This window comes from Cyanobium sp. ATX 6F1 (genome assembly GCF_024346315.1).
Classification (GTDB): domain Bacteria; phylum Cyanobacteriota; class Cyanobacteriia; order PCC-6307; family Cyanobiaceae; genus ATX-6F1.
The window spans coordinates 88,030-106,991 of record NZ_JAGQCS010000008.1; the positions used below are offsets into that span (position 1 = coordinate 88,030).

Consider the following 18,962-nt stretch of genomic DNA (forward strand, 5'->3'; position numbering starts at 1 on the left):
AGCGATGGAACGGGCCGCGGAGCAGGCCCCAGGCGGGGCAAGTTGGCAGGCCCCCCAGCGGGGCTGTGGCGGCTTCACGGAAGCCAGTGCCACCGTTCCCGCCTGCCGTATCGGCTAGTACAGGCGTACCCTAGCGGATCAGGGCCAGGCCGCCAAGGGGGCCGCCAGTCGCTCCGGCTCCAGCAGTGCGATCCCCTCCGGCAGGTCCTGCCGATCACCCGGCCCCAGGTACCCCCAGGACACCAGGAAGCAGCGCACCCGCTCCAGGCCAGGGGTGGCCCGCACCGCCTCAAGCGTGGGCCGGCGATCCTCGATGAACCAGAGCGGACGCCCGCTGGCGGAGAGGCGCAGCAGCACCTCCGGCTTGCTGCCGTGCTCATGGCCGAACACCTGCAGCGGTTCCATCCCGAAGCCCTCCAGCAGCTCCCGGGCGAAGGCCGCCCCCTTGGTGGTGAGCACGAGCCAGTCGGCACCTTCCGCCGCCAGGGCGCCCAGCCGCTCCGCCAGGCCAGGGAACGGCCGGTGCAGGGCCAGCCAGGCGCCGCGATCAGCGGCGATGGCCGAGCGGCGCACCCGCTCCAGGGCCGCCTGCAAGCGCTCGGGCTCCCAGCCCCGGCGCGCCAGCGCCCCGCTCAACCAGCGGTCGTAGGAGCCAAGGGCCAGCTCCAGATCGAAACCGGGACAAGCCAACTCAGCGGCCACCAGCACCATCTCCCAGCCCTTGTGGATCAGGGGCCGCAGGCGAACGAAGGCGGGTGGCGCCTGCTCGCTCACCGCCAGCTCGGGATCCAATTCGCAGGCCGCCCGGCAGGCACTCCACCAGTACTCGCTCATTCCGTCCACCAGAACCCCGTCGAAATCGAAGACCAGCAGTGGGCCGCTCCGGGGGTGAGCTGGGGTCACGGGAGGACCACGCACAGGGGGTTGAAAACTGGGCCGCTAGGATTCGAACCTAGGAATGGCGGGACCAAAACCCGCTGCCTTACCACTTGGCGACGGCCCATCGCACCAGCGCAATGCTGAGCGCCTAGCTAGTTACCCACAGCGGGTCGCCCTCCGTCAATCTCCGTTCAGGCCGCCTGCTGATGGCCGGCTTCGGCCCATCAGGGCGCTCCCGGACTCAGGCCGGGAACACCCGCAACCGCCGCGTGGGGCCGCTGCCGAATTCCGCCCAGCGCAGGCGGTAGCGGCCCACCAGTTCGGCCTGCTGGCTGCGCACCCGATCGTTGCGAGGCAGCAGCTCCACCGGCCGGCCCTGGGGCAACACCACCTGCTCCACCGCCAGCCGGCATTCCTCCATCGCTCCGTGGCTGTCATCGAACTGGGCCGCCGGGGCGCTCTGAAGCACCTGGCTGGGGTGGTGGCGCAGGAGGCGCTCGAAGGCCCGCTGGATCTGGTGCAGGCTGTCGGACTTGATCACCAGGATCGGAACGCCGTGGAGCTGGGCCAGCCGTCGCACCTCGGGATCCCGCCCCAGCTGCTGACGGATGCTCAGCACCGCGTCCGCGTGCTCCACCGCCTCTGCCCGGACCACCGAATAGAGCTGGCCGCGCATCGCCTGGTCCACCAGGTGTTCGCTCAGGCCGCAGCAGAACAACCGCAGGGGCCCAGCGCTCCCGCGCTCGGGATCTCGCACGGCTGATTCGTAGGCCAGGGGAGCGGACTCGAACGGAGCCGGCATGGGCACCGGCACCAGGGCAGGGCGGGGTCGGGGCCCTGGCGGACTGGTCGGGCGCGATCGCGCCGGGCGAGGGGGTGGATCGAGCCCGGGAGTCCCGCCGAGATCCACCAGCCGCAGCCGCCCATCGGGGGCCAGTTCGCGCACCTGGGGCCGAGGGGGCTGTCCCCGCAACAGGAGATCCACGGTGCGGGCCACCTCCCGGTGCACCAGCCAGTGGCTGCGGGCATGCATCTCCACCGCCAGGGGGAAGGTGGGCTCGGCGCAGCGCTCCAGCACGGATTTCTGCGAACCCCGACGACGGGCCTCCTCATCCCCGAGGGTGACCGATTGGATGCCGCCCACCAGATCGCTCAAGGTGGGGTTCTTGATCAGGTTGGCCAGCTCGTTGCCGTGGGCCGTGGCCACCAGCATCACGCCCCGTTCGGCGATCGTGCGGGCGGCCTGGGCCTCGAGTTCGGTGCCGATCTCATCGATCACGATCACCTCAGGCATGTGGTTCTCCACCGCCTCGATCATCACCTGGTGCTGCAGCTCCGGCCGCGCCACCTGCATGCGCCTGGCCCGCCCGATCGCGGGATGCGGAATGTCGCCATCGCCGGCGATCTCATTGCTGGTGTCGATGACCACCACCCGCCGCTCCAGCTCATCGGCCAGCACCCGGGCGATCTCCCGCAGGGCCGTGGTCTTGCCCACCCCGGGGCGCCCCATCAGCAGCAGTGACTGCCCTGTGTCCAGCAGATCCCTGACCATGGCCACGGTGCCGTAGACCGCCCGACCCACCCGGCAGGTGAGACCCACCACCTCACCGCCCCGGTTGCGGATGGCGCTGATGCGGTGCAGGGTGCGCTCGATCCCGGCCCGGTTGTCGCCGCCGAAGCGGCCGAGCCGCTCCACCACAGCCGCCAGATCCCCGCGCTCGATCGGGCGCTCCCCCAGGGTCAGCGCCCGGCCGGGATAACGGGCTTCGGGCACGCGGCCCAGATCGAGCACCACCTCCAGCAACTGCTCCCGACGGGCCGGCTCCGCCAGGGCCAGCTGCAGCCCCTCGGGCAGCACCTCCAGCAGACGATCCAGATCGTCGGTGATCCGCTGGGGCGCGATCAGGGGGCTGGGATCTGGAATCGGGGCGTTCAAGGGCCCAGCCTCGGGGTCAGGGATTCGCTCCATCCTGGGTCCGCCAGGGATCGAGCAGCGAGCGAGCCATGGCCAGGGCTTCCGCCACCAGCTCCCGATCGGCCAGCAGTCCCGTTCCCCGTTCCTGGGCGCGCTGCAACAGCGGTTGGAGCAGGCGGCGGGCCACCCCCCCGAAGGCCACGCCGGCCACCGCGGGGCGCAACCCCTGGCGCCGCACCTGAGCCAGGCTGGTGGCGTTGGTGCCACCGGCCAGCTGAAGCGGACCGGGGGGGGCGATCGCCCGCAGTTCCCGCAACAGCCTGACGGCGGCATGGGCGCTGCCGGCCCCCAGATCGCCGCTCATCGGCCGCCCATCCAGCTGCCAGAGGGGACGGAAGCCAAGGGCACGCAGCGCCATGAACCGGCCCCAGAGTTCATCAGCGAGGGCCCCGGGCGCCCCCGGCCCCACCAGATCCTCCAGGCCACAGCTCACCGCCAGCCGCTTGAACACAAGGCCGGAGGCCTTGACCTGGGCCAGACGATCAGTGAAGGCCCGCCCCCGACCGGGGCGGGTGTGGATCTCCACGGCCTCCGGCCGCAGCTCCGCCAGCAAGGGCGCCACCGCTTCGGGAGCCAACTGGTGGTTTCGTTCCTCGATCAGGCCAAGGGGACAAACCGGCAGGCAACGGCCACAGCCATAGCAGCGCTGCTGCAGCACAGCGCCACGCTCACCGATGGCCAGGGCCGGGCAAACCCGCTGGCAGGGCCTTGGGCACTCCGGCGGGCAGCGCTCCGGATCGAACCAGGCCTTGCGGAAATGGGGATCGGCCCCATCGCTGAGGCTCACCATCAACCAGGGCTGCATGGCGCCCCGCTCAGCCGCCCAGGCCATCCCCCGTCGGGCGGCCGCCGCCACGGCCCCATCGGCGGCCACATCGATGCAATCGACCCCCGCCAGCGCATAGATGCCGCAGAGGTCCTCGATCGCGGGCAGGTCCTGGTTGCTGGCTCCGCAGATCAATTTGACCCAGTGACCGGCCGCCAGCGCCTGCTCAGGCAGCAACGAGTTGCTCAAGGGGCTGCCAGCGCAGGCTGCGGGCACCCCCCATTTCCACCACCATGTGCAGGCCAGGCACCGTGCGGGTCAGCTGGATCAGGGAACGCAGTTCAGCGTTGGAGAGCACCTGACCTTCCAGAAGCCAGAGCACGATCGGGGCCTCACCTTCCAGCAGGGCACCGAGCTGGGGCATCACCCTCTGCACCTCGCCCACCGCGGCCCCCTTGCCAACGCTGTGGTGACCGAGATGGGGGGGACGGATGCCGTGCAGTTCCAGGAGGTAGGCCTGGGGATCACCGAGCCCCCGGGCCGAGGTGATCTGGGCCCGGTAGCCCGCCGCCCGCAGCCGACGCAACAGGCGCGTTTCGGCACCGCCTTCGAGGGGTGCATGGACCGCCAGGGCTCCAAAACGCTCCAACTCCTGGCGAAATCCGCGGCCTGAAAGCAACAGGGGCATCGGGGCAGACCTCGAGATGGCGTCAGTTTGACAGTTAAGACCCTGAACCTGGCGGGTGGTCGATGAGGGATGGTTCAGGCCCATAGGGTATGTTGTTTGCTTGTGCAACCGTTCTGTGCCCGTCCGCTAGCCGGGCCTCCAGCGCGCTGCACCAGGTCGTCATTGGTGACGACCTTCCCTGGCCAAGTACGTTCTCTCCCCTTGGATTCATCCGAGCGGAGTCCGTCGGGAAACTGTCGAATGCGCCCAATGGCACGGCCGATCTTTGATCGGTGAGCGCCCAAGGGTCCGGTTCCTCAAGTCCCAGCCTGCTGTTTCGCCTCCCGCTAGCCAACCGGATTCCTCCTTCACGGGATGGCCCCGGTTCCGTCTGCGTTCGATCGAATCAGCCCACATCCTTCGCCGTCCCTTCGGACCTGGCGATCGGTGGTTCCGCTGGCGTTTTTCATCCTCCTATGTCCATCGGCATCCTCGGGAAGAAATTGGGCATGTCCCAATTCTTCGACGATGCAGGCAGATCCATCCCGGTCACCGTGATCGAGGCGGGTCCCTGCCGCATCACCCAACTCAAGAGCACCGGCACCGACGGCTACGTCGCCGTGCAGGTCGGCTTTGGCGACATCCGCGAAAAGCTGGTGAACCAGCCTGCCAGGGGCCACCTGGCCAAATCCGGCAGCGAGCCCCTGCGCCATCTGCGCGAATACCGCGTCGACAGCGTCGATGGCCTGGAGCTGGGCTCCTCCATCACCGTCGCCGCGTTTGAAGCCGGCCAGAAGATCGATGTCAGCGGCGACACCATGGGCCGCGGCTTCACCGGTCTGCAGAAGCGCCACGGCTTCAGCCGTGGCCCCATGAGCCACGGTTCAAAGAACCACCGCGAGCCTGGTTCGATCGGCGCCGGCACCACGCCCGGCCGGGTCTACCCCGGCAAGCGCATGGCGGGCCGCTACGGCGGCAAGCAGATCACCACCCGAGGTCTGACGATCCTGAAGGTGGACACCGAGCGCAACCTGCTGGTGGTCAAAGGCTCGGTGCCCGGCAAGCCCGGCAGCCTGCTGAACATCTCCCCCGCCAAGCGGGTGGGTACCAAGCCTGCCAACGGAGGGAAGTGATGGCTGACATTCAGATTCGCGACTGGCAGGGCAAGGAGGCCGGCAAGGCCAGCCTTGAGCTCCGGGTCGCCAAGGAATCGAGCGCCAACGCTCTGGTGCACCGCGCCGTCGTTCGCCAGCTGGCCCATGCCCGCCAGGGCACGGCCAGCACCCTCACCCGCTCCGAAGTGCGTGGTGGTGGCCGCAAGCCCTACAAGCAGAAAGGCACGGGCCGGGCCCGCCAGGGTTCGATCCGCACCCCCCTGCGCCCCGGTGGTGGCGTGACCTTCGGGCCCAAGCCCCGCACCTACACCAAGGCGATGAACCGCAAGGAGCGTCGCCTCGCCCTGCGCACCGCCCTGGTGAGCCGCCTCGAGAATCTCGTGGTGGTCAAAGGCTTCGCCGCAGACCTCGAAACCCCCAAAACCAAGGAGATCACCGCTGCCCTGCAGCGTCTCGGCATCGCCGAGGGCTCCAAGGTGTTGCTGGTGCTCGATGGCGCCAGCGAGGTGGTGCGCCGTTCGGTGCGCAACCTCGAAACCGTCAAGTTGATCGCCGCCGATCAGCTCAACGTGTTCGATCTGCTCCACGCCAACACCTTGGTGGTGAGCGAAGAAGCCCTCGCAAAGATTCAGGAGGTCTACGGCGATGACTGAGCGTTTCGCAGGTCGGCTCGCGGATGTCATCCGCCGGCCGCTGATCACCGAGAAGGCCACCCGCGCCCTCGAGCAGAACCAGTACACCTTCGAGGTGGATCACCGGGCCGCCAAACCCGACATCAAGGCCGCCGTCGAACAGCTGTTCGACGTGCGTGTCATCGGCATCAGCACCATGAACCCTCCCCGGCGCGCGCGCCGGGTGGGCCGTTTCGCCGGCAAGCGTGCCCAGGTGAAAAAGGCGGTGGTGCGCCTGGCCGAAGGCAACGCCATCCAGCTTTTCCCTGAGTCCTGAGGGGTCTGAACCGTTATGGCAATCCGTAAGTACCGCCCCTACACCCCCGGCACCCGCACCCGGGTGGCGAGCGACTTCAGTGAAGTCACCGAGCGCAAGCCCGAGCGCAGCCTTGTTGAGGCCAAGCACCGGCGCAAGGGCCGCAACAACCGCGGCGTGATCACCTGCCGCCACCGCGGCGGCGGCCACAAGCGCCTATACCGCATGGTCGACTTCCGCCGTGACAAGCACGGCGTGGCCGCCAAAGTGGCGGCTATTCACTACGACCCGCACCGCAACGCGCGCCTGGCGCTGCTCTTCTACGTCGATGGCGAGAAGCGGTACATCCTGGCCCCCGCAGGGGTTGAGCTTGGCCAGCAGGTGATTTCCGGGCCCGAGGCCCCGATCGAAACCGGCAACGCCCTGCCCCTCTCGGCGATCCCCCTGGGCTCCAGCGTCCACAACGTCGAGCTCTATGCCGGCCGCGGTGGACAGATGGTGCGCACCGCCGGAGCCAGTGCCCAGGTGATGGCCAAAGAAGGCGACTATGTCGCCCTCAAGCTGCCCTCCACCGAAGTGCGTCTGGTGCGCCGGGAGTGCTACGCCACCCTCGGCGAAGTCGGCAACGCCGAAGTGCGCAACACCAGCCTCGGCAAGGCCGGCCGCAAGCGCTGGCTCGGCCGTCGCCCCCAGGTGCGCGGCAGCGTCATGAACCCCTGCGACCACCCCCACGGTGGTGGCGAGGGTCGGGCACCGATCGGCCGCTCCGGTCCGGTCACCCCCTGGGGCAAACCCGCCCTGGGCCTCAAGACCCGCAAACGCAACAAACCCAGCAACCGGTTCGTGCTCCGGAAGCGTCGCCGCACCTCCAAGCGGAGCCGTGGCGGACGGGATTCCTGATGCTCACCACCGTTTTGTTGTCTGCTTAAACCGCCATGGGACGTTCACTCAAAAAAGGTCCGTTTGTGGCCGACAGCCTGCTCCGCAAGGTCGAGGCCCAGAACACCGCCGGTGACAAGGGTGTGATCAAGACCTGGTCACGCGCTTCCACCATCCTGCCGATGATGATCGGCCACACCATTGCCGTTCACAACGGCAAAGCCCATGTTCCCGTCTACGTGACGGAGCAGATGGTGGGTCACAAGCTTGGGGAGTTCGCCCCCACGCGCACCTTCCGGGGCCACATCAAGGACAAGAAAGGTGCCCGTTAAGGATCGACTTATGGCCAATTCCACCCCCACCACCCAAGCCCTTGCCCACGGCCGCTACATCCGCGGATCCGTATCCAAGGTGCGTCGTGTGCTCGATCAGATCCGTGGCCGGTCCTACCGGGAAGCGCTGATCCTGCTTGAGTTCATGCCCTACCGCTCCACGGGCCCCATCACCAAGGTGTTGCGGTCCGCCGTGGCGAATGCGGAGCACAACCTGGGGCTCGACCCCGCCAGCCTGGTGGTGAGCCAGGCCACGGCGGACATGGGCCCCTCCCTGAAGCGGTTCCGGCCGCGCGCCCAGGGCCGTGCCTACGCGATCAAGAAACAAACCTGCCACATCAGCATTGCTGTGGCAGCCACCACCGCCTGACCCCCGAGGACACCGCCCGATGGGACACAAGATCCATCCAACCGGCCTGCGCCTGGGGATCACCCAGGACCACCGCTCCCGTTGGTACGCCCCCAGCAAGACCTATCCGATCCTTCTTCAGGAGGACGACCGGATTCGCACCTTCATCCACAAGAAGTACGCCAGCGCCGGCATCAGCGATGTGCTGATCGCCCGTAAGGCCGACCAACTCGAGGTCGAACTCAAGACGGCACGCCCCGGCGTACTGGTGGGCCGCCAGGGCAGCGGCATCGAAGACCTGCGCGCCGGCATCCAGAAAACCATCGGCGATACCCACCGTCAGGTGCGCATCAACGTGGTGGAAGTGGAGCGGGTCGACGCCGACGCCTACCTGCTGGCCGAATACATCGCCCAGCAGCTGGAGAAGCGCGTGGCCTTCCGCCGTGTGCTGCGCATGACCGTTCAGCGCGCCCAGCGGGCTGGGGTCCTGGGGCTGAAGATCCAGGTGAGCGGCCGCCTCAACGGGGCTGAGATCGCCCGTACGGAATGGACTCGCGAAGGCCGTGTGCCCCTGCACACCCTCCGCGCCGACATCGACTACGCCACCAAGGTGGCCACCACCACCTACGGGGTGCTGGGCATCAAGGTTTGGGTCTTCAAAGGTGAAATCCTCCCCGGGCAGCAGGAACAACTGCCCGTGGGTGCCGGTCCCAAGCGCAGGGCCAGCCGGCGGCCCCAACAGTTCGAAGACCGCTCCAACGAGGAGTGATCAGGAGACCTGAACCATGCTGAGTCCAAAACGCGTCAAATTCCGCAAACAGCAACGGGGCCGCATGTGCGGCGTCGCCACCCGAGGCAACACCGTTGCCTTCGGTCAGTTTGCCCTTCAAGCCCAGGAGTGCGGGTGGATCACCTCCCGCCAGATCGAGGCCAGCCGGCGTGCCATGAGCCGCAGCGTCAAACGGGGCGGAAAGATCTGGATCCGGATCTTCCCCGACAAGCCCGTGACCATGCGCGCTGCCGAAACCCGCATGGGTTCCGGTAAGGGCAACCCGGAGTTCTGGGTGGCCGTGATCAAACCGGGGCGCATTCTCTTTGAGATGGGCGGTCCCGAGATCACCGAAACGATTGCCCGGGAGGCCATGCGCCTGGCGCAGTACAAACTGCCGATCAAGACCAAGTTTCTGACCCTGGCCGACCAGGAGGCGGAAACCACCTCGGTCCCCGTTCAACCCGTGGAGGCCTGACCCATGGCACGCCCCGACATCGCCGACCTGCGCAAACTCAGCGACGGCGAACTCAACGAGCAGATCGACGGCACCCGCCGCGAACTGTTCGACCTGCGCTTCCAGCAGGCCACCCGCCGACTGGAGCAACCCCACCGTTTCAAGCTGGCCCGCATCAAGCTGGCCCAGCTTCAGACGGTGCAGGCGGAGCGCAAGCGCTCCACCGTCTCCACCTGATACCCCCCTCGATCCCATGGCACTCAAGGAAAGGGTCGGCACCGTCGTCAGCGACAAGATGGACAAAACGGTGGTGGTGGCGGTGGAAAACCGCTTCCCCCACCCCATCTACCAAAAGACCGTCAGCCGCACCACCCGCTACAAGGCCCACGATGAAGCCAACGCCTGCCGCGTCGGCGATCGGGTTCGGATCACCGAAACCCGACCGCTCAGCCGCACCAAGCGCTGGACCGTGGCCGAAGTTCTTACCCCCAACGGCGCCAGCTGAGGAGTTCTCAAAATGATTCAGCAGGAAACCTACCTAAACGTCGCTGACAACAGTGGCGCCAAGCGCATTCAGTGCATCCGGGTGCTCGGCACCAACCGTCGCTACGCCCACGTGGGCGATGTGATTGTGGCCGCCGTCAAAGACGCCATGCCCAACATGGGCGTCAAGAAATCGGATGTAGTGAAAGCAGTGGTGGTGCGCACCAGGGCCACCCTCCGTCGTGACACGGGCAATTCGATCCGCTTCGACGACAACGCCGCGGTGATCCTCGGCAACGACAACAACCCCAAGGGCACCCGCGTCTTCGGTCCCGTCGCCCGCGAACTGCGGGAGCGGAACTTCACCAAGATCGTGTCCCTCGCTCCGGAGGTGATCTGAGATGGCTACCGCCACCGTCAAAGCCAAGCCCACCCAGCGCATCAAGTTGCGCATCCGCAAAGGCGACACCGTCCAGGTGATCGCCGGCAAGGACAAGGGCAAGACCGGTGAGGTGCTCCGCACCCTGCCTAACGAAAACCGCGTGATTGTGCAGGGCATCAACCTGCGCACCCGTCACGTCAAGCCCACCCAGGAGGGCGAAAGCGGCCGCATCGTCACCGAGGAGGCCTCCGTGCATGCCTCGAATGTGATGCTGTACTCCACCAACAAAAAGGTGGCCAGCCGGGTGGAGATCGTCGTCGACAAGGACGGCTCCAAGAAACGCCGCCTCAAAAAGACCGGCGAACTGATCGACTGAACGCCAGACCCCCCACCCTCCCTCTTTCCCCTCCCGCGTCCCTGTCCGCCTTCTGACCACGCCCAGAAGCGCACCCCTTCCCCCCGTCATGTCACTGAAACAGCGCTACCGGGAGACGATCCAGCCCAAGTTGCTCAAGGATCTCGATCTCTCCAACGTCCACGAAGTCCCCAAGGTGCTGAAAGTCACCGTCAACCGGGGCCTCGGTGAAGCCGCCCAGAATGCCAAGGCCCTCGAGGCCTCCATTGCCGAACTGGCCACCATCACCGGCCAGAAGGTGGTGGTGACCCGGGCGAAGAAGGCGATCGCCGCCTTCAAAATCCGCCAGGGCATGCCGATCGGCGTGGCCGTCACCCTCCGGGGTGAGCGGATGTACGCCTTCCTGGAGCGCCTGATCCACCTGGCGTTGCCGCGCATCCGCGACTTCCGTGGCGTCAGCCCCAAGAGTTTCGACGGCCGGGGGAACTACACCCTGGGGGTTCGGGAACAGATCATCTTCCCTGAAATCTCCTACGACAAGATCGACGCCATCCGCGGCATGGACATCACCATCGTGACCAGTGCCCGTAACGACGAAGAGGGCCGGGCCCTCCTCCGCGAGATGGGAATGCCGTTCCGCAGCAACTGAGCCCTCTTCGGACCCGACCATGGCCAACCACGACCCAATTTCAGACCTGCTCACCCGCATCCGCAATGCGAGTGAGAAGAAGCACGAGAACACCAAGGTTCCCGCTTCGCGCATGGCGCTCAGCATCGCCAAGGTGCTGCAGCAGGAAGGCTTCATCGCCGAGATCAGCGAAGAGGGCGAAGGGGTGCAAAGCCACCTCGTCCTCCAGCTGAAGTACAGCGGTAAGCACCGGCAGCCCACCATCCGCCGCGTGCAGCGGGTGAGCAAGCCCGGCCTGCGCATCTACAAGAACACCCGCCAGCTCCCCAAGGTGCTGGGCGGACTCGGAGTGGCCATCATCTCCACCTCAAAAGGTGTGATGAGCGACCGTGACGCCCGCAAGCAGGGTGTCGGCGGCGAAGTGCTCTGCTACGTCTATTGACCTGGGAGATTGATTCATGTCACGCATAGGTAAAGCCCCGATCCCCGTCCCCGCCAAGGTGACCGTCAGCCTCAATGGCTTGGCCGTCACCGTGAAGGGGCCCAAAGGTGAGTTGTCCCGCACCCTCCCCGATGGGGTGTTGATCAGCCAGGAGGATTCCTCCGTGGTGGTGGCTCCCGCCAACACGAGTCGCCGCTCCCGGGAGCGCCACGGCCTCAGCCGCACCCTCGTCGCCAACATGGTCGAGGGGGTCAGCCAGGGGTTCACACGCAAACTGGAAATCATCGGGGTGGGCTACCGGGCCCAGCTCAAGGGCCGCAACCTTGTGGTCCTGGCGGGCTACAGCCACCCGGTGGAGATGGTCCCCCCCGATGGGATCACCTTCGCCGTGGAGAACAACACCCAGGTGTTCGTCTCCGGAGCCGACAAGGAGCTGGTGGGCAACGAAGCCGCCAAAGTGCGCGCCATTCGTCCTCCCGAGCCCTACAAGGGCAAGGGCATCAAGTACGAGGGCGAGCGGATCCTCCGCAAAGCCGGCAAGACCGGTAAGAAATGAGGTCGATCTGACCGCCCCCACCCCGTACCGCCATGTCCTCCCTTTCCCGCAAACAGCAGACCCAGAAACGGCACCGCCGCCTGCGTCGCCATCTCACAGGCACGGCCCAACGTCCGCGTCTGGCCGTGTTCCGCTCGAACAACCACATCTACGCCCAGGTCATCGACGACGACGCCCAGAACACCCTGGCCGCCGCCTCGACCCTCGACAAGGATCTGCGCATCGCCCTCACCACCAGCAACACCACCGATGCCTCCGTGGCCGTTGGTGAGTTGGTGGCCAAGCGTGCCCTCGCCCAGGGCATCCAGCAGGTGGTCTTCGATCGCGGTGGCAACCTGTACCACGGCCGGGTGAAGGCCCTGGCTGACGCCGCCCGGGAAGCGGGCCTTCAGTTCTGATCCCTGCTCTCACCATGACCGAAACCAACAACCAGATTCAGTCCAACGACATCCCGGCGGCGGCCGACGTTCCTGCGGCGGCCGAAGGCCAGCATGAACAGCGGCGCGGTGGCGGCGGTGGCCGCAACGAGGGCAGGGGCGGTGACCGCAAGGGCGGTGGCCGGGGCCGCGACAACCGACGCGGTCAGGAACGCGACTCCGAATGGCAGGAGCGTGTGGTTCAGATCCGCCGGGTCTCCAAGACCGTCAAGGGCGGCAAGAAGATGAGCTTCCGGGCCATCGTCGTGGTCGGCAACGAGCGCGGTCAGGTGGGCGTGGGCGTCGGCAAGGCCGGTGACGTCATCGGCGCCGTTCGCAAGGGCGTGGCCGACGGCAAGAAGCATCTGGTGAAGGTGCCCCTCACCCGTCACAGCTCGATCCCCACCCTCAGCCGCGGGGGTGACGGTGCCGCCAGCGTGTTGATCCGTCCCGCTGCCCCGGGCACCGGGGTGATCGCCGGCGGCTCGATCCGCACGGTGCTGGAGCTGGCGGGGATCAAGAACATCCTGGCCAAGCGCCTGGGCAGCAAGACCCCCCTCAACAACGCCCGCGCCGCCATGGACGCCCTCCAGGCGCTTCGCACCCACAAGGAGACCGCCAAGGAGCGCGGCATCTCCCTCGAGCAGATCTACTCCTGAGTCCGCCATGACCAACCTCCGTCTCGATACCCTCAAGCCCCAGGTCGGGGCCCGTCGCCGCAAGACACGCAAAGGTCGCGGCATCGCCGCCGGCCAGGGCGCCAGCTGCGGCTTCGGCATGCGCGGCCAGAAATCCCGCTCCGGCAGCCCCACCCGGCCGGGCTTCGAGGGGGGCCAGATGCCCCTCTACCGCCGTCTGCCCAAGCTCAAGCACTTCCCCCTGGTGAACCAGAAGCAGTTCACGGTGCTGAACGTCTCCAAGCTGTCGGAGCTCAAGGCCGGCACCACGGTGAACCTGGATCTGCTGGTCAAAGAAGGGCTGGTCACCAGTCCCAAGCATCCCCTGAAGATCCTCGGCAACGGCGACCTCAAGGTGAAGCTCACCGTCCAGGCGGCGGCCTTCACCGCCAGCGCCCGCGAGAAGATCGAAGCCTCGGGCGGCAGCTGCGAGATCATCGACTGACCCGTCCCTCGGGCACCCCGGTGATCCCTTCCGCATCCAGCCCCTAGGCCAGGCCGTCCGTCCTCGTCATCCCCTCGACTGCGACAAGCCATGCTCATCAGCCGGGGGAGAAACCCCAGTGCCGGGGAAATCCTCACCCAGATGGTCCAGGCCAAAGGCCTCCGCGACCGGGTGCTGATCACGCTCGGATTGCTGTTGATGGTCCGTCTGGGCATCTACGTGCCCATGCCCGGCATCGATCGGGTGGCCTTTCAGGAATTCATCTCCAGGGGCGGCCAGTTGATCGGCTTCCTCGACATCTTCACCGGCGGCGGTCTCTCCACCCTGGGGGTCTTCGCCCTGGGGATCCTGCCGTTCATCAATGCCTCGATCATCATCCAGCTGCTCACGGCGGCCATCCCCAGCCTTGAGGAGCTGCAGAAGAACGAAGGCGAGGCCGGACGCCGCAAGCTCGCCCAGATCACCCGCTACGTGGCCCTGGGCTGGGGCATCCTGCAGAGCACGGTGTTCGCGCTCATCCTCAAGCAGTACGCCCTGCCGGGACTGAGCGAACCGGTGTTCGTGATTCAGACCGCCCTGGCCCTGGTGACCGGCTCGATGGTGGTGATGTGGGTGAGTGAGGTGATCACCGAACGGGGCATCGGCCAGGGAGCCTCCCTGGTGATCTTCGTCAACATCGTGGCCACCCTGCCCAAGGCCCTCGGCTCCACGATCGAACTGGCCCAGAGCGGCGACCGCAGCACCGTGGGCGGCATCGTGATGCTGGTACTGGTGTTCCTGATCACGATCGTCGGGATCATCTTCGTGCAGGAGGGCTACCGGCGCATCCCGATCATCAGCGCCAAGCGCCAGGTGGGACAGACCAGCAGCCTGGCGGCCCGCCAGAGCTACCTGCCCCTGAAGCTCAACGCCGGTGGCGTGATGCCGATCATCTTCGCTTCGGCGGTGATCTTCCTCCCCCTGACCATTGCCAACGTGACCCGCTCCCCCTGGCTGATCCAGGCGGCGAGTTACCTCAACCCCAACAGCAGCACCCCCTGGCTCTACGCCCTGGTGTTCTTCGCCCTGATCTGCGGTTTCTCCTTTTTCTACGCCACGCTCACCGTCAACCCCCTCGACATCGCCACCAACCTCAAGCGCAGTGGTGTGGCCGTGCCCGGGGTGCGGCCGGGTTCGGCCACGGCCCTCTATCTCTCAGGGGTTCAGAATCGGCTCACACTCCTGGGGGCACTGTTCCTGGGGTCGGTGGCGATCATCCCCTCGGCCGTGGAGGGGGCCACCCAGGTGCGCACTTTCCAGGGCCTCGGTGCCACCTCGCTGCTGATCCTGGTGGGTGTGGCGATCGACACGGCCAAACAGGTCCAGACCTACGTGATTTCCCAGCGCTACGAAGGCATGGTGCGCCAATGACCCAACGCATTCTGTTTCTCGGCCCCCCCGGGGCCGGCAAGGGCACCCAGGCCCAACTCCTCTGCGCCTCCCGCGGGCTGCTGCATCTCTCCACCGGCGACCTGCTGCGAGGAGAGGTCAAAGCCGGCACGGCCCTGGGCCAGGAGGCCGAGGCCGTGATGGCCCGCGGCGAACTGGTCAGCGACCAGCTGGTGCTGGCGATCGTGCGTGGCCGCCTGAGCGGCCACCAAGGCGGCTGGCTGTTGGATGGCTTCCCCCGCAACCTGACCCAGGCCGAAGCGCTGGAAACCCTGCTCACCGAACTGGCTCAGCCGATCGAACGGGTGGTGCTGATGGAGCTCGACGACGACCTGCTGCTGCAACGGCTGCTGGGGCGTGGTCGCGCTGACGACAACGAAGCCGTGATCCGTCATCGCCTCTCGGTCTACGCCGAGCAGACGGCACCCCTGATCGAGCACTACAACCAGCAAGGTTTGCTGGTTGCCGTGGAATCCAGCGGCACGGTGGAGGCGATTGCCGAGCGCATCAGCGCCGCCCTGGATTGACCCGTGTGGTAGGGTCGCTGTTTGGAAATTCGGAGAGTCCACCACCATGAAGGTGCGTGCCTCAGTCAAGAAAATGTGCGACAAGTGCCGGGTGATTCGTCGCCACGGCCGGGTGATGGTCATCTGCACCAACCCCAAGCACAAACAGCGTCAGGGCTGACCAGGCCCCGACCCACCGCCCCCCCTGGGCGGCGGATTCACCCCCTGGGGTGCGTCCAACGGCCTGATCCCAGGCCACCCCTTGCTCAACTGATCGTTTCTTTCGTGGCTCGGATTGCCGGCGTCGACATCCCTCGTGACAAGAGGGTCGAGATTGCTCTCACCTACATCTATGGCGTCGGGCTGACCCGGGCCCAGAAGATCCTGGCCAAGACCGGGGTCAACCCCGACATCCGCGTCAAAGACCTTGACGACGCCGATGTCCAGAAGCTGCGGGTCGCCGCCGAGGGCTTCACCCTCGAGGGTGACCTGCGCCGTCAGGAGGGCATGGCTCTCAAGCGGCTCCAGGACATCGGCTGCCTCCGTGGTCGTCGGCACCGCATGGGCCTTCCGGTCCGTGGTCAGCGCACCCGCACCAACGCCCGCACCCGCCGTGGCGCCCGCAAGACCGTGGCCGGCAAGAAGAAGTAAGCCGTCCTCCGAACCCCCATCGGGGCATTCCTCCTCCCCCTTCCCTTTCCCAGGCCCCCCTCCATGGCGAAGCCAGCCAAAAAATCCGGCGCGAAGAAGACGAAGCGCAACGTGCCCAATGGTGTGGCCCACATCCAGAGCACCTTCAACAACACCATCGTCTCGATCACCGACACCTCGGGCGAAGTGATCTCCTGGTCCTCGGCAGGGGCCAGTGGCTTCAAGGGCGCCCGCAAAGGCACCCCCTTCGCTGCCCAGACGGCCGCGGAAGCGGCAGCCCGGCGGGCCCTTGAGCAGGGCATGCGCCAGATCGAAGTGCTCGTTCGCGGCCCCGGCTCAGGGCGTGAAACCGCCATCCGCGCTCTGCAGGTGGCCGGCCTGGAGATCACCCTGATCCGCGACGTCACACCTCTGCCCCACAACGGTTGCAGGCGAGCCAAGCGCCGTCGCGTCTGATCGTCCACATCCGGCCCGTCGAGGCCCGCTTCCCCCACCCTCTCGAGCTTCGCACCGTGCTGCAGTACCAGATCGATCGGACCGAACACCAGATCGCCGACGACCGTTCCCAGACCGGCGTGTTCGTGATCGGCCCCCTCGACCGGGGCCATGCGATCACCCTCGGCAATGCTTTGCGCCGTGCCCTGATGGGCGGCCTTGAGGGCAGCGCCATCACCGCCGTCCGCATCGCTGGCGTCAACCACGAATACGCCACCGTGCCCGGTGTCCGGGAAGACGTGCTCGACATCCTGCTCAACTGCAAGGAAATCGCCGTCAACAGCCGCAGCCGTGACCTGGAGATCGGTCGTCTGGTGGCCACCGGTCCGGCCACCGTCACGGCCAACGACCTGCAGTTCTCCCCCCAGGTCCAGGTGATCGATGGCCAGCGCGTGATCGCCACCGTCGCCGAGGGCCACAGCCTTGAGCTGGAGGTTCACGTCGAGCGCGGTGTCGGCTACCGCCCGGTGGACCGTCACCACGAAGACGTCAGTGCCATCGACCTGCTCCAGATCGACGCGGTGTTCATGCCCGTGCGTCGTGTCAACTACACGGTCGATGAAACGGCCGTGGGCGAAGGCGGATCCGCCCGCGAGCGCCTGCGCCTGGAGATCCACACCGATGGCTCGGTCACCCCTGACGACGCCATGGCCCAGGCGGCCAACGAACTGATCGGCCTGTTCCAGCCCCTGGCCACCCTCAGCCTGGTGGATGAGCCCGGCGGCCTCGAACCCGAGCCCTCGGCCGAAGCCCAGATTCCCCTGGAGGAGCTGAACCTGTCCGTTCGCGCCTACAACTGCCTCAAGCGGGCCCAGGTGAACTCTGTTTCCGATCTGATGGGCTTCAGCTACGAGGATCTGCTGGAGATCAAGAACTTCGGCTCCAAGTCGGCCGATGAGGTGATCGAAGCGCTTGAGCGCATCGGCATCTCCCTGCCCCAGAGCCGCACCAGCGCCTGATCGGCGGCCCAACGTTTCCCTTCCCCAGCCTCAGAACCATGCGACACCAGTGCCGAGTCCCCCTGCTGGGACGCCCCGCCGACCAACGCAAGGCGTTGCTCCGTGGTCTGACCACCCAACTGATCCGCGAAGGCCGGGTGACCACCACCAAGGCCCGTGCTAAGGCGTTGCGCAATGAGACCGAGCGCATGATCACCCTGGCCAAGGAAGGCAGCCTCTCGGCCCGCCGCCGCGCCATCGGCTACATCTTCGACAAGCAACTGGTGCACGCCCTGTTCGACAAGGCCCAGGAGCGCTACGGCGAGCGCAACGGCGGCTACACCCGCATCATCCGCACCGTGCCCCGCCGCGGCGACAACGCCGAAATGGCGATCATCGAGCTGGTCTGAGCACCCAGGACGTCAGCCCTCAGCCAGCGGCCGAGGCTCCGGCCCTGCGCAGGATCGCCCTCTGCCTTCAGTACGACGGAGCCCCCTACTGCGGTTGGCAGCGCCAACCCATCGGACTTGGTGTCCAGCAGGTGCTCGAAGAGGCGATGTCCCGCTTGGATCCAGAAGGTCCGGCGCGTGTGTTCGCCGCTGGTCGCACCGACGCGGGCGTCCATGCCGCCGCCCAGGTGGTCCATTTCGACTGCGCCGGACCAATCCCCGCCCAGCGCTGGCCTGCTGCCCTCAACGGTCGTCTGCCGGCCAGCATCCGAGTCCAGGCGGCGGCGGCCGTGGGCTCCGACTGGCATGCGTGCTTCAGCGCCGAGCACCGGCGCTACCGCTACACGATCCACAACTCCCGCAGGGCCAATCTGTTTATGGCGCCCTTCAGCTGGCACCGCTACCAGGTGAGGCTGGATGAGCAGGCCATGCTCGCCTGCCTGCGGGGCCTGCTCGGCCACCACGACTTCGCCGCCTTCCAGCGAGCAGGCAGCAGCCGCCCCCACACCCGCACCACGGTTCAGGAGGTGAGCCTGGAGCGCCAGGGTGATCTGATCGTGACCGAAATCCAGGCCAGCGGCTTCCTCTACGGCATGGTTCGCCTGCTGATGGGCCAACTGGTGGCGGTGGGTGAAGGAAGGCTCCCCGCCCGTGAGTTCGAGCGCCGCTGGCGCCAGCGGGCCCGCGGCGAGGTCAAAGAAGCGGCTCCACCCCAGGGCCTCTGCCTGCTGCGGGTGGGCTACCCCGAGCCCGTATTCCCAAAAGCTGCGTGGTATGATTGCCAACCGCGGTATCTGCTGGAAATCCCTGATCCACCGGAGCTTTTGCCCCGTCTGCCGGAGCCTCTGAGCCGGCAGAACCATGGACCAGAGCCGGGGAGCGATCCCCACTCCTGAGTGCCTTCGATCCCCCATCTCTCTTCCTGGAGTGTGCCTTGATTCAGGGCCGCCCCGACGGAGGGGTAGGGTCAACAGAGTCGCGTTTGCGGTCCCTGGT

General features: G+C 66.9%; 30 protein-coding genes and 1 tRNA gene. 26 read left to right on the forward strand and 5 right to left on the reverse strand.

The window, feature by feature from the left end; genetic code table 11:
* Positions 1-138: 138 nt before the first annotated feature.
* The 5 genes from KBZ13_RS12400 to ndhN form a co-directional block, all read right to left on the reverse strand.
* The gene (locus KBZ13_RS12400; protein ID WP_409995654.1) at positions 139-903 is read right to left on the reverse strand and encodes an HAD family hydrolase; all 765 of its coding nucleotides are present in this window, start codon (positions 901-903) and stop codon (positions 139-141) included.
* A gap of 28 nt (positions 904-931) precedes the next feature.
* Positions 932-1,003 (reverse strand) — tRNA-Gln (locus KBZ13_RS12405).
* 117 nt (positions 1,004-1,120) lie between these two features.
* A complete protein-coding gene (locus tag KBZ13_RS12410; RefSeq protein WP_255009683.1) occupies positions 1,121-2,782 on the reverse strand; it encodes an AAA family ATPase in 1,662 nt (553 codons plus the stop codon).
* A 49-nt stretch (positions 2,783-2,831) separates the two neighbouring features.
* Positions 2,832-3,869, reverse strand: a complete 1,038-nt coding sequence (locus KBZ13_RS12415) for an LdpA C-terminal domain-containing domain (protein ID WP_255009559.1) — start codon at positions 3,867-3,869, stop codon at positions 2,832-2,834.
* A complete protein-coding gene (gene ndhN / locus KBZ13_RS12420; protein ID WP_255009561.1) occupies positions 3,847-4,308 on the reverse strand; it encodes an NAD(P)H-quinone oxidoreductase subunit N in 462 nt (153 codons plus the stop codon). The genes KBZ13_RS12415 and ndhN overlap by 23 nt, the downstream gene beginning before the upstream one ends.
* Before the next feature lie 455 nt (positions 4,309-4,763).
* Here ndhN and rplC point away from each other — a divergent pair, with 455 nt between their 5' ends.
* The 26 genes from rplC to truA all read left to right on the forward strand — a co-directional run bounded on the left by rplC (position 4,764) and on the right by truA (position 18,862).
* The gene (gene rplC / locus KBZ13_RS12425) at positions 4,764-5,420 is read left to right on the forward strand and encodes a 50S ribosomal protein L3 (protein WP_255009563.1); all 657 of its coding nucleotides are present in this window, start codon (positions 4,764-4,766) and stop codon (positions 5,418-5,420) included.
* Positions 5,420-6,055, forward strand: a complete 636-nt coding sequence (rplD, locus tag KBZ13_RS12430; protein WP_255009565.1) for a 50S ribosomal protein L4 — start codon at positions 5,420-5,422, stop codon at positions 6,053-6,055. Before rplC ends, rplD begins: the two co-directional genes overlap by 1 nt.
* Positions 6,048-6,350, forward strand: coding sequence for a 50S ribosomal protein L23 (locus KBZ13_RS12435; RefSeq protein WP_255009567.1), 303 nt, complete (start codon positions 6,048-6,050; stop codon positions 6,348-6,350). The genes rplD and KBZ13_RS12435 overlap by 8 nt, the downstream gene beginning before the upstream one ends.
* Before the next feature lie 15 nt (positions 6,351-6,365).
* Positions 6,366-7,229, forward strand: a complete 864-nt coding sequence (gene rplB, locus KBZ13_RS12440) for a 50S ribosomal protein L2 (protein ID WP_255009569.1) — start codon at positions 6,366-6,368, stop codon at positions 7,227-7,229.
* 35 nt (positions 7,230-7,264) lie between these two features.
* A complete protein-coding gene (gene rpsS, locus KBZ13_RS12445) occupies positions 7,265-7,540 on the forward strand; it encodes a 30S ribosomal protein S19 (RefSeq protein WP_255009571.1) in 276 nt (91 codons plus the stop codon).
* 10 nt (positions 7,541-7,550) lie between these two features.
* On the forward strand, positions 7,551-7,910 hold the full coding sequence (gene rplV, locus KBZ13_RS12450; protein ID WP_255009573.1) for a 50S ribosomal protein L22: 360 nt from the start codon (positions 7,551-7,553) through the stop codon (positions 7,908-7,910).
* A gap of 19 nt (positions 7,911-7,929) precedes the next feature.
* Positions 7,930-8,658, forward strand: a complete 729-nt coding sequence (gene rpsC / locus KBZ13_RS12455) for a 30S ribosomal protein S3 (protein ID WP_255009575.1) — start codon at positions 7,930-7,932, stop codon at positions 8,656-8,658.
* A gap of 16 nt (positions 8,659-8,674) precedes the next feature.
* Positions 8,675-9,136 carry a 50S ribosomal protein L16 gene (gene rplP, locus KBZ13_RS12460; RefSeq protein WP_255009577.1) on the forward strand — a complete coding sequence of 154 codons (462 nt, stop codon included), beginning with the start codon at positions 8,675-8,677 and terminating at the stop codon, positions 9,134-9,136.
* Between the two features lie 3 nt (positions 9,137-9,139).
* Positions 9,140-9,352 carry a 50S ribosomal protein L29 gene (gene rpmC / locus KBZ13_RS12465; protein ID WP_255009585.1) on the forward strand — a complete coding sequence of 71 codons (213 nt, stop codon included), beginning with the start codon at positions 9,140-9,142 and terminating at the stop codon, positions 9,350-9,352.
* 16 nt (positions 9,353-9,368) lie between these two features.
* Positions 9,369-9,620, forward strand: coding sequence for a 30S ribosomal protein S17 (gene rpsQ, locus KBZ13_RS12470; protein WP_255009587.1), 252 nt, complete (start codon positions 9,369-9,371; stop codon positions 9,618-9,620).
* A gap of 12 nt (positions 9,621-9,632) precedes the next feature.
* Positions 9,633-9,998 carry a 50S ribosomal protein L14 gene (rplN, locus tag KBZ13_RS12475; RefSeq protein ID WP_255009589.1) on the forward strand — a complete coding sequence of 122 codons (366 nt, stop codon included), beginning with the start codon at positions 9,633-9,635 and terminating at the stop codon, positions 9,996-9,998.
* Between the two features lies 1 nt (position 9,999).
* Complete coding sequence (gene rplX, locus KBZ13_RS12480; protein ID WP_255009590.1) at positions 10,000-10,356, forward strand: 50S ribosomal protein L24; 357 nt, start codon at positions 10,000-10,002, stop codon at positions 10,354-10,356.
* A gap of 88 nt (positions 10,357-10,444) precedes the next feature.
* The gene (gene rplE / locus KBZ13_RS12485; RefSeq protein ID WP_255009591.1) at positions 10,445-10,984 is read left to right on the forward strand and encodes a 50S ribosomal protein L5; all 540 of its coding nucleotides are present in this window, start codon (positions 10,445-10,447) and stop codon (positions 10,982-10,984) included.
* A 19-nt stretch (positions 10,985-11,003) separates the two neighbouring features.
* The gene (gene rpsH, locus KBZ13_RS12490; RefSeq protein WP_255009592.1) at positions 11,004-11,405 is read left to right on the forward strand and encodes a 30S ribosomal protein S8; all 402 of its coding nucleotides are present in this window, start codon (positions 11,004-11,006) and stop codon (positions 11,403-11,405) included.
* Positions 11,406-11,421: 16 nt separating this feature from the next.
* Positions 11,422-11,961 (forward strand): 50S ribosomal protein L6, encoded by a 540-nt coding sequence (gene rplF / locus KBZ13_RS12495; RefSeq protein ID WP_255009595.1) that lies wholly within the window; start codon positions 11,422-11,424, stop codon positions 11,959-11,961.
* A 32-nt stretch (positions 11,962-11,993) separates the two neighbouring features.
* Entirely contained in the window at positions 11,994-12,359 is a 366-nt protein-coding gene (gene rplR / locus KBZ13_RS12500; protein WP_255009597.1) for a 50S ribosomal protein L18, read from the forward strand.
* Between the two features lie 14 nt (positions 12,360-12,373).
* Positions 12,374-13,036, forward strand: coding sequence for a 30S ribosomal protein S5 (gene rpsE, locus KBZ13_RS12505; protein ID WP_255009598.1), 663 nt, complete (start codon positions 12,374-12,376; stop codon positions 13,034-13,036).
* 7 nt (positions 13,037-13,043) lie between these two features.
* Positions 13,044-13,499 (forward strand): 50S ribosomal protein L15, encoded by a 456-nt coding sequence (gene rplO, locus KBZ13_RS12510; RefSeq protein ID WP_255009600.1) that lies wholly within the window; start codon positions 13,044-13,046, stop codon positions 13,497-13,499.
* Between the two features lie 90 nt (positions 13,500-13,589).
* Positions 13,590-14,909, forward strand: coding sequence for a preprotein translocase subunit SecY (gene secY / locus KBZ13_RS12515; RefSeq protein WP_255009602.1), 1,320 nt, complete (start codon positions 13,590-13,592; stop codon positions 14,907-14,909).
* Positions 14,906-15,454 (forward strand): adenylate kinase, encoded by a 549-nt coding sequence (locus tag KBZ13_RS12520; protein WP_255009604.1) that lies wholly within the window; start codon positions 14,906-14,908, stop codon positions 15,452-15,454. Before secY ends, KBZ13_RS12520 begins: the two co-directional genes overlap by 4 nt.
* 46 nt (positions 15,455-15,500) lie before the next feature.
* Positions 15,501-15,614 (forward strand): 50S ribosomal protein L36, encoded by a 114-nt coding sequence (gene rpmJ / locus KBZ13_RS12525; protein ID WP_006173336.1) that lies wholly within the window; start codon positions 15,501-15,503, stop codon positions 15,612-15,614.
* 104 nt (positions 15,615-15,718) lie between these two features.
* Entirely contained in the window at positions 15,719-16,084 is a 366-nt protein-coding gene (gene rpsM / locus KBZ13_RS12530) for a 30S ribosomal protein S13 (protein ID WP_255009605.1), read from the forward strand.
* Positions 16,085-16,147: 63 nt separating this feature from the next.
* Positions 16,148-16,540 (forward strand): 30S ribosomal protein S11, encoded by a 393-nt coding sequence (gene rpsK, locus KBZ13_RS12535; protein WP_255009607.1) that lies wholly within the window; start codon positions 16,148-16,150, stop codon positions 16,538-16,540.
* 56 nt (positions 16,541-16,596) lie between these two features.
* Positions 16,597-17,538 (forward strand): DNA-directed RNA polymerase subunit alpha, encoded by a 942-nt coding sequence (locus KBZ13_RS12540; RefSeq protein WP_255009685.1) that lies wholly within the window; start codon positions 16,597-16,599, stop codon positions 17,536-17,538.
* Positions 17,539-17,576: 38 nt separating this feature from the next.
* Positions 17,577-17,927 carry a 50S ribosomal protein L17 gene (rplQ, locus tag KBZ13_RS12545; protein ID WP_255009609.1) on the forward strand — a complete coding sequence of 117 codons (351 nt, stop codon included), beginning with the start codon at positions 17,577-17,579 and terminating at the stop codon, positions 17,925-17,927.
* Positions 17,924-18,862, forward strand: coding sequence for a tRNA pseudouridine(38-40) synthase TruA (truA, locus tag KBZ13_RS12550; RefSeq protein WP_409995657.1), 939 nt, complete (start codon positions 17,924-17,926; stop codon positions 18,860-18,862). Before rplQ ends, truA begins: the two co-directional genes overlap by 4 nt.
* Positions 18,863-18,962: the final 100 nt, after the last annotated feature.

Coding starts and splice junctions, on each gene's coding strand:
- rpsE (WP_255009598.1), top strand. CDS start 12,374: ATGACCGAAACCAACAACCAGATTCAGTCCAACGACATCCCGGCGGCG.
- secY (WP_255009602.1), top strand. CDS start 13,590: ATGCTCATCAGCCGGGGGAGAAACCCCAGTGCCGGGGAAATCCTCACC.
- rpsK (WP_255009607.1), top strand. CDS start 16,148: ATGGCGAAGCCAGCCAAAAAATCCGGCGCGAAGAAGACGAAGCGCAAC.
- rpmC (WP_255009585.1), top strand. CDS start 9,140: ATGGCACGCCCCGACATCGCCGACCTGCGCAAACTCAGCGACGGCGAA.
- rpsS (WP_255009571.1), top strand. CDS start 7,265: ATGGGACGTTCACTCAAAAAAGGTCCGTTTGTGGCCGACAGCCTGCTC.
- rplD (WP_255009565.1), top strand. CDS start 5,420: ATGGCTGACATTCAGATTCGCGACTGGCAGGGCAAGGAGGCCGGCAAG.
- rpsH (WP_255009592.1), top strand. CDS start 11,004: ATGGCCAACCACGACCCAATTTCAGACCTGCTCACCCGCATCCGCAAT.
- rplX (WP_255009590.1), top strand. CDS start 10,000: ATGGCTACCGCCACCGTCAAAGCCAAGCCCACCCAGCGCATCAAGTTG.
- rpsC (WP_255009575.1), top strand. CDS start 7,930: ATGGGACACAAGATCCATCCAACCGGCCTGCGCCTGGGGATCACCCAG.
- rplB (WP_255009569.1), top strand. CDS start 6,366: ATGGCAATCCGTAAGTACCGCCCCTACACCCCCGGCACCCGCACCCGG.
- rplV (WP_255009573.1), top strand. CDS start 7,551: ATGGCCAATTCCACCCCCACCACCCAAGCCCTTGCCCACGGCCGCTAC.
- rplN (WP_255009589.1), top strand. CDS start 9,633: ATGATTCAGCAGGAAACCTACCTAAACGTCGCTGACAACAGTGGCGCC.
- rplE (WP_255009591.1), top strand. CDS start 10,445: ATGTCACTGAAACAGCGCTACCGGGAGACGATCCAGCCCAAGTTGCTC.
- rpsQ (WP_255009587.1), top strand. CDS start 9,369: ATGGCACTCAAGGAAAGGGTCGGCACCGTCGTCAGCGACAAGATGGAC.
- ndhN (WP_255009561.1), bottom strand. CDS start 4,308: ATGCCCCTGTTGCTTTCAGGCCGCGGATTTCGCCAGGAGTTGGAGCGT.
- rplQ (WP_255009609.1), top strand. CDS start 17,577: ATGCGACACCAGTGCCGAGTCCCCCTGCTGGGACGCCCCGCCGACCAA.
- rplF (WP_255009595.1), top strand. CDS start 11,422: ATGTCACGCATAGGTAAAGCCCCGATCCCCGTCCCCGCCAAGGTGACC.
- rplC (WP_255009563.1), top strand. CDS start 4,764: ATGTCCATCGGCATCCTCGGGAAGAAATTGGGCATGTCCCAATTCTTC.
- rplP (WP_255009577.1), top strand. CDS start 8,675: ATGCTGAGTCCAAAACGCGTCAAATTCCGCAAACAGCAACGGGGCCGC.
- rpmJ (WP_006173336.1), top strand. CDS start 15,501: ATGAAGGTGCGTGCCTCAGTCAAGAAAATGTGCGACAAGTGCCGGGTG.
- rplO (WP_255009600.1), top strand. CDS start 13,044: ATGACCAACCTCCGTCTCGATACCCTCAAGCCCCAGGTCGGGGCCCGT.
- KBZ13_RS12520 (WP_255009604.1), top strand. CDS start 14,906: ATGACCCAACGCATTCTGTTTCTCGGCCCCCCCGGGGCCGGCAAGGGC.
- KBZ13_RS12435 (WP_255009567.1), top strand. CDS start 6,048: ATGACTGAGCGTTTCGCAGGTCGGCTCGCGGATGTCATCCGCCGGCCG.
- rplR (WP_255009597.1), top strand. CDS start 11,994: ATGTCCTCCCTTTCCCGCAAACAGCAGACCCAGAAACGGCACCGCCGC.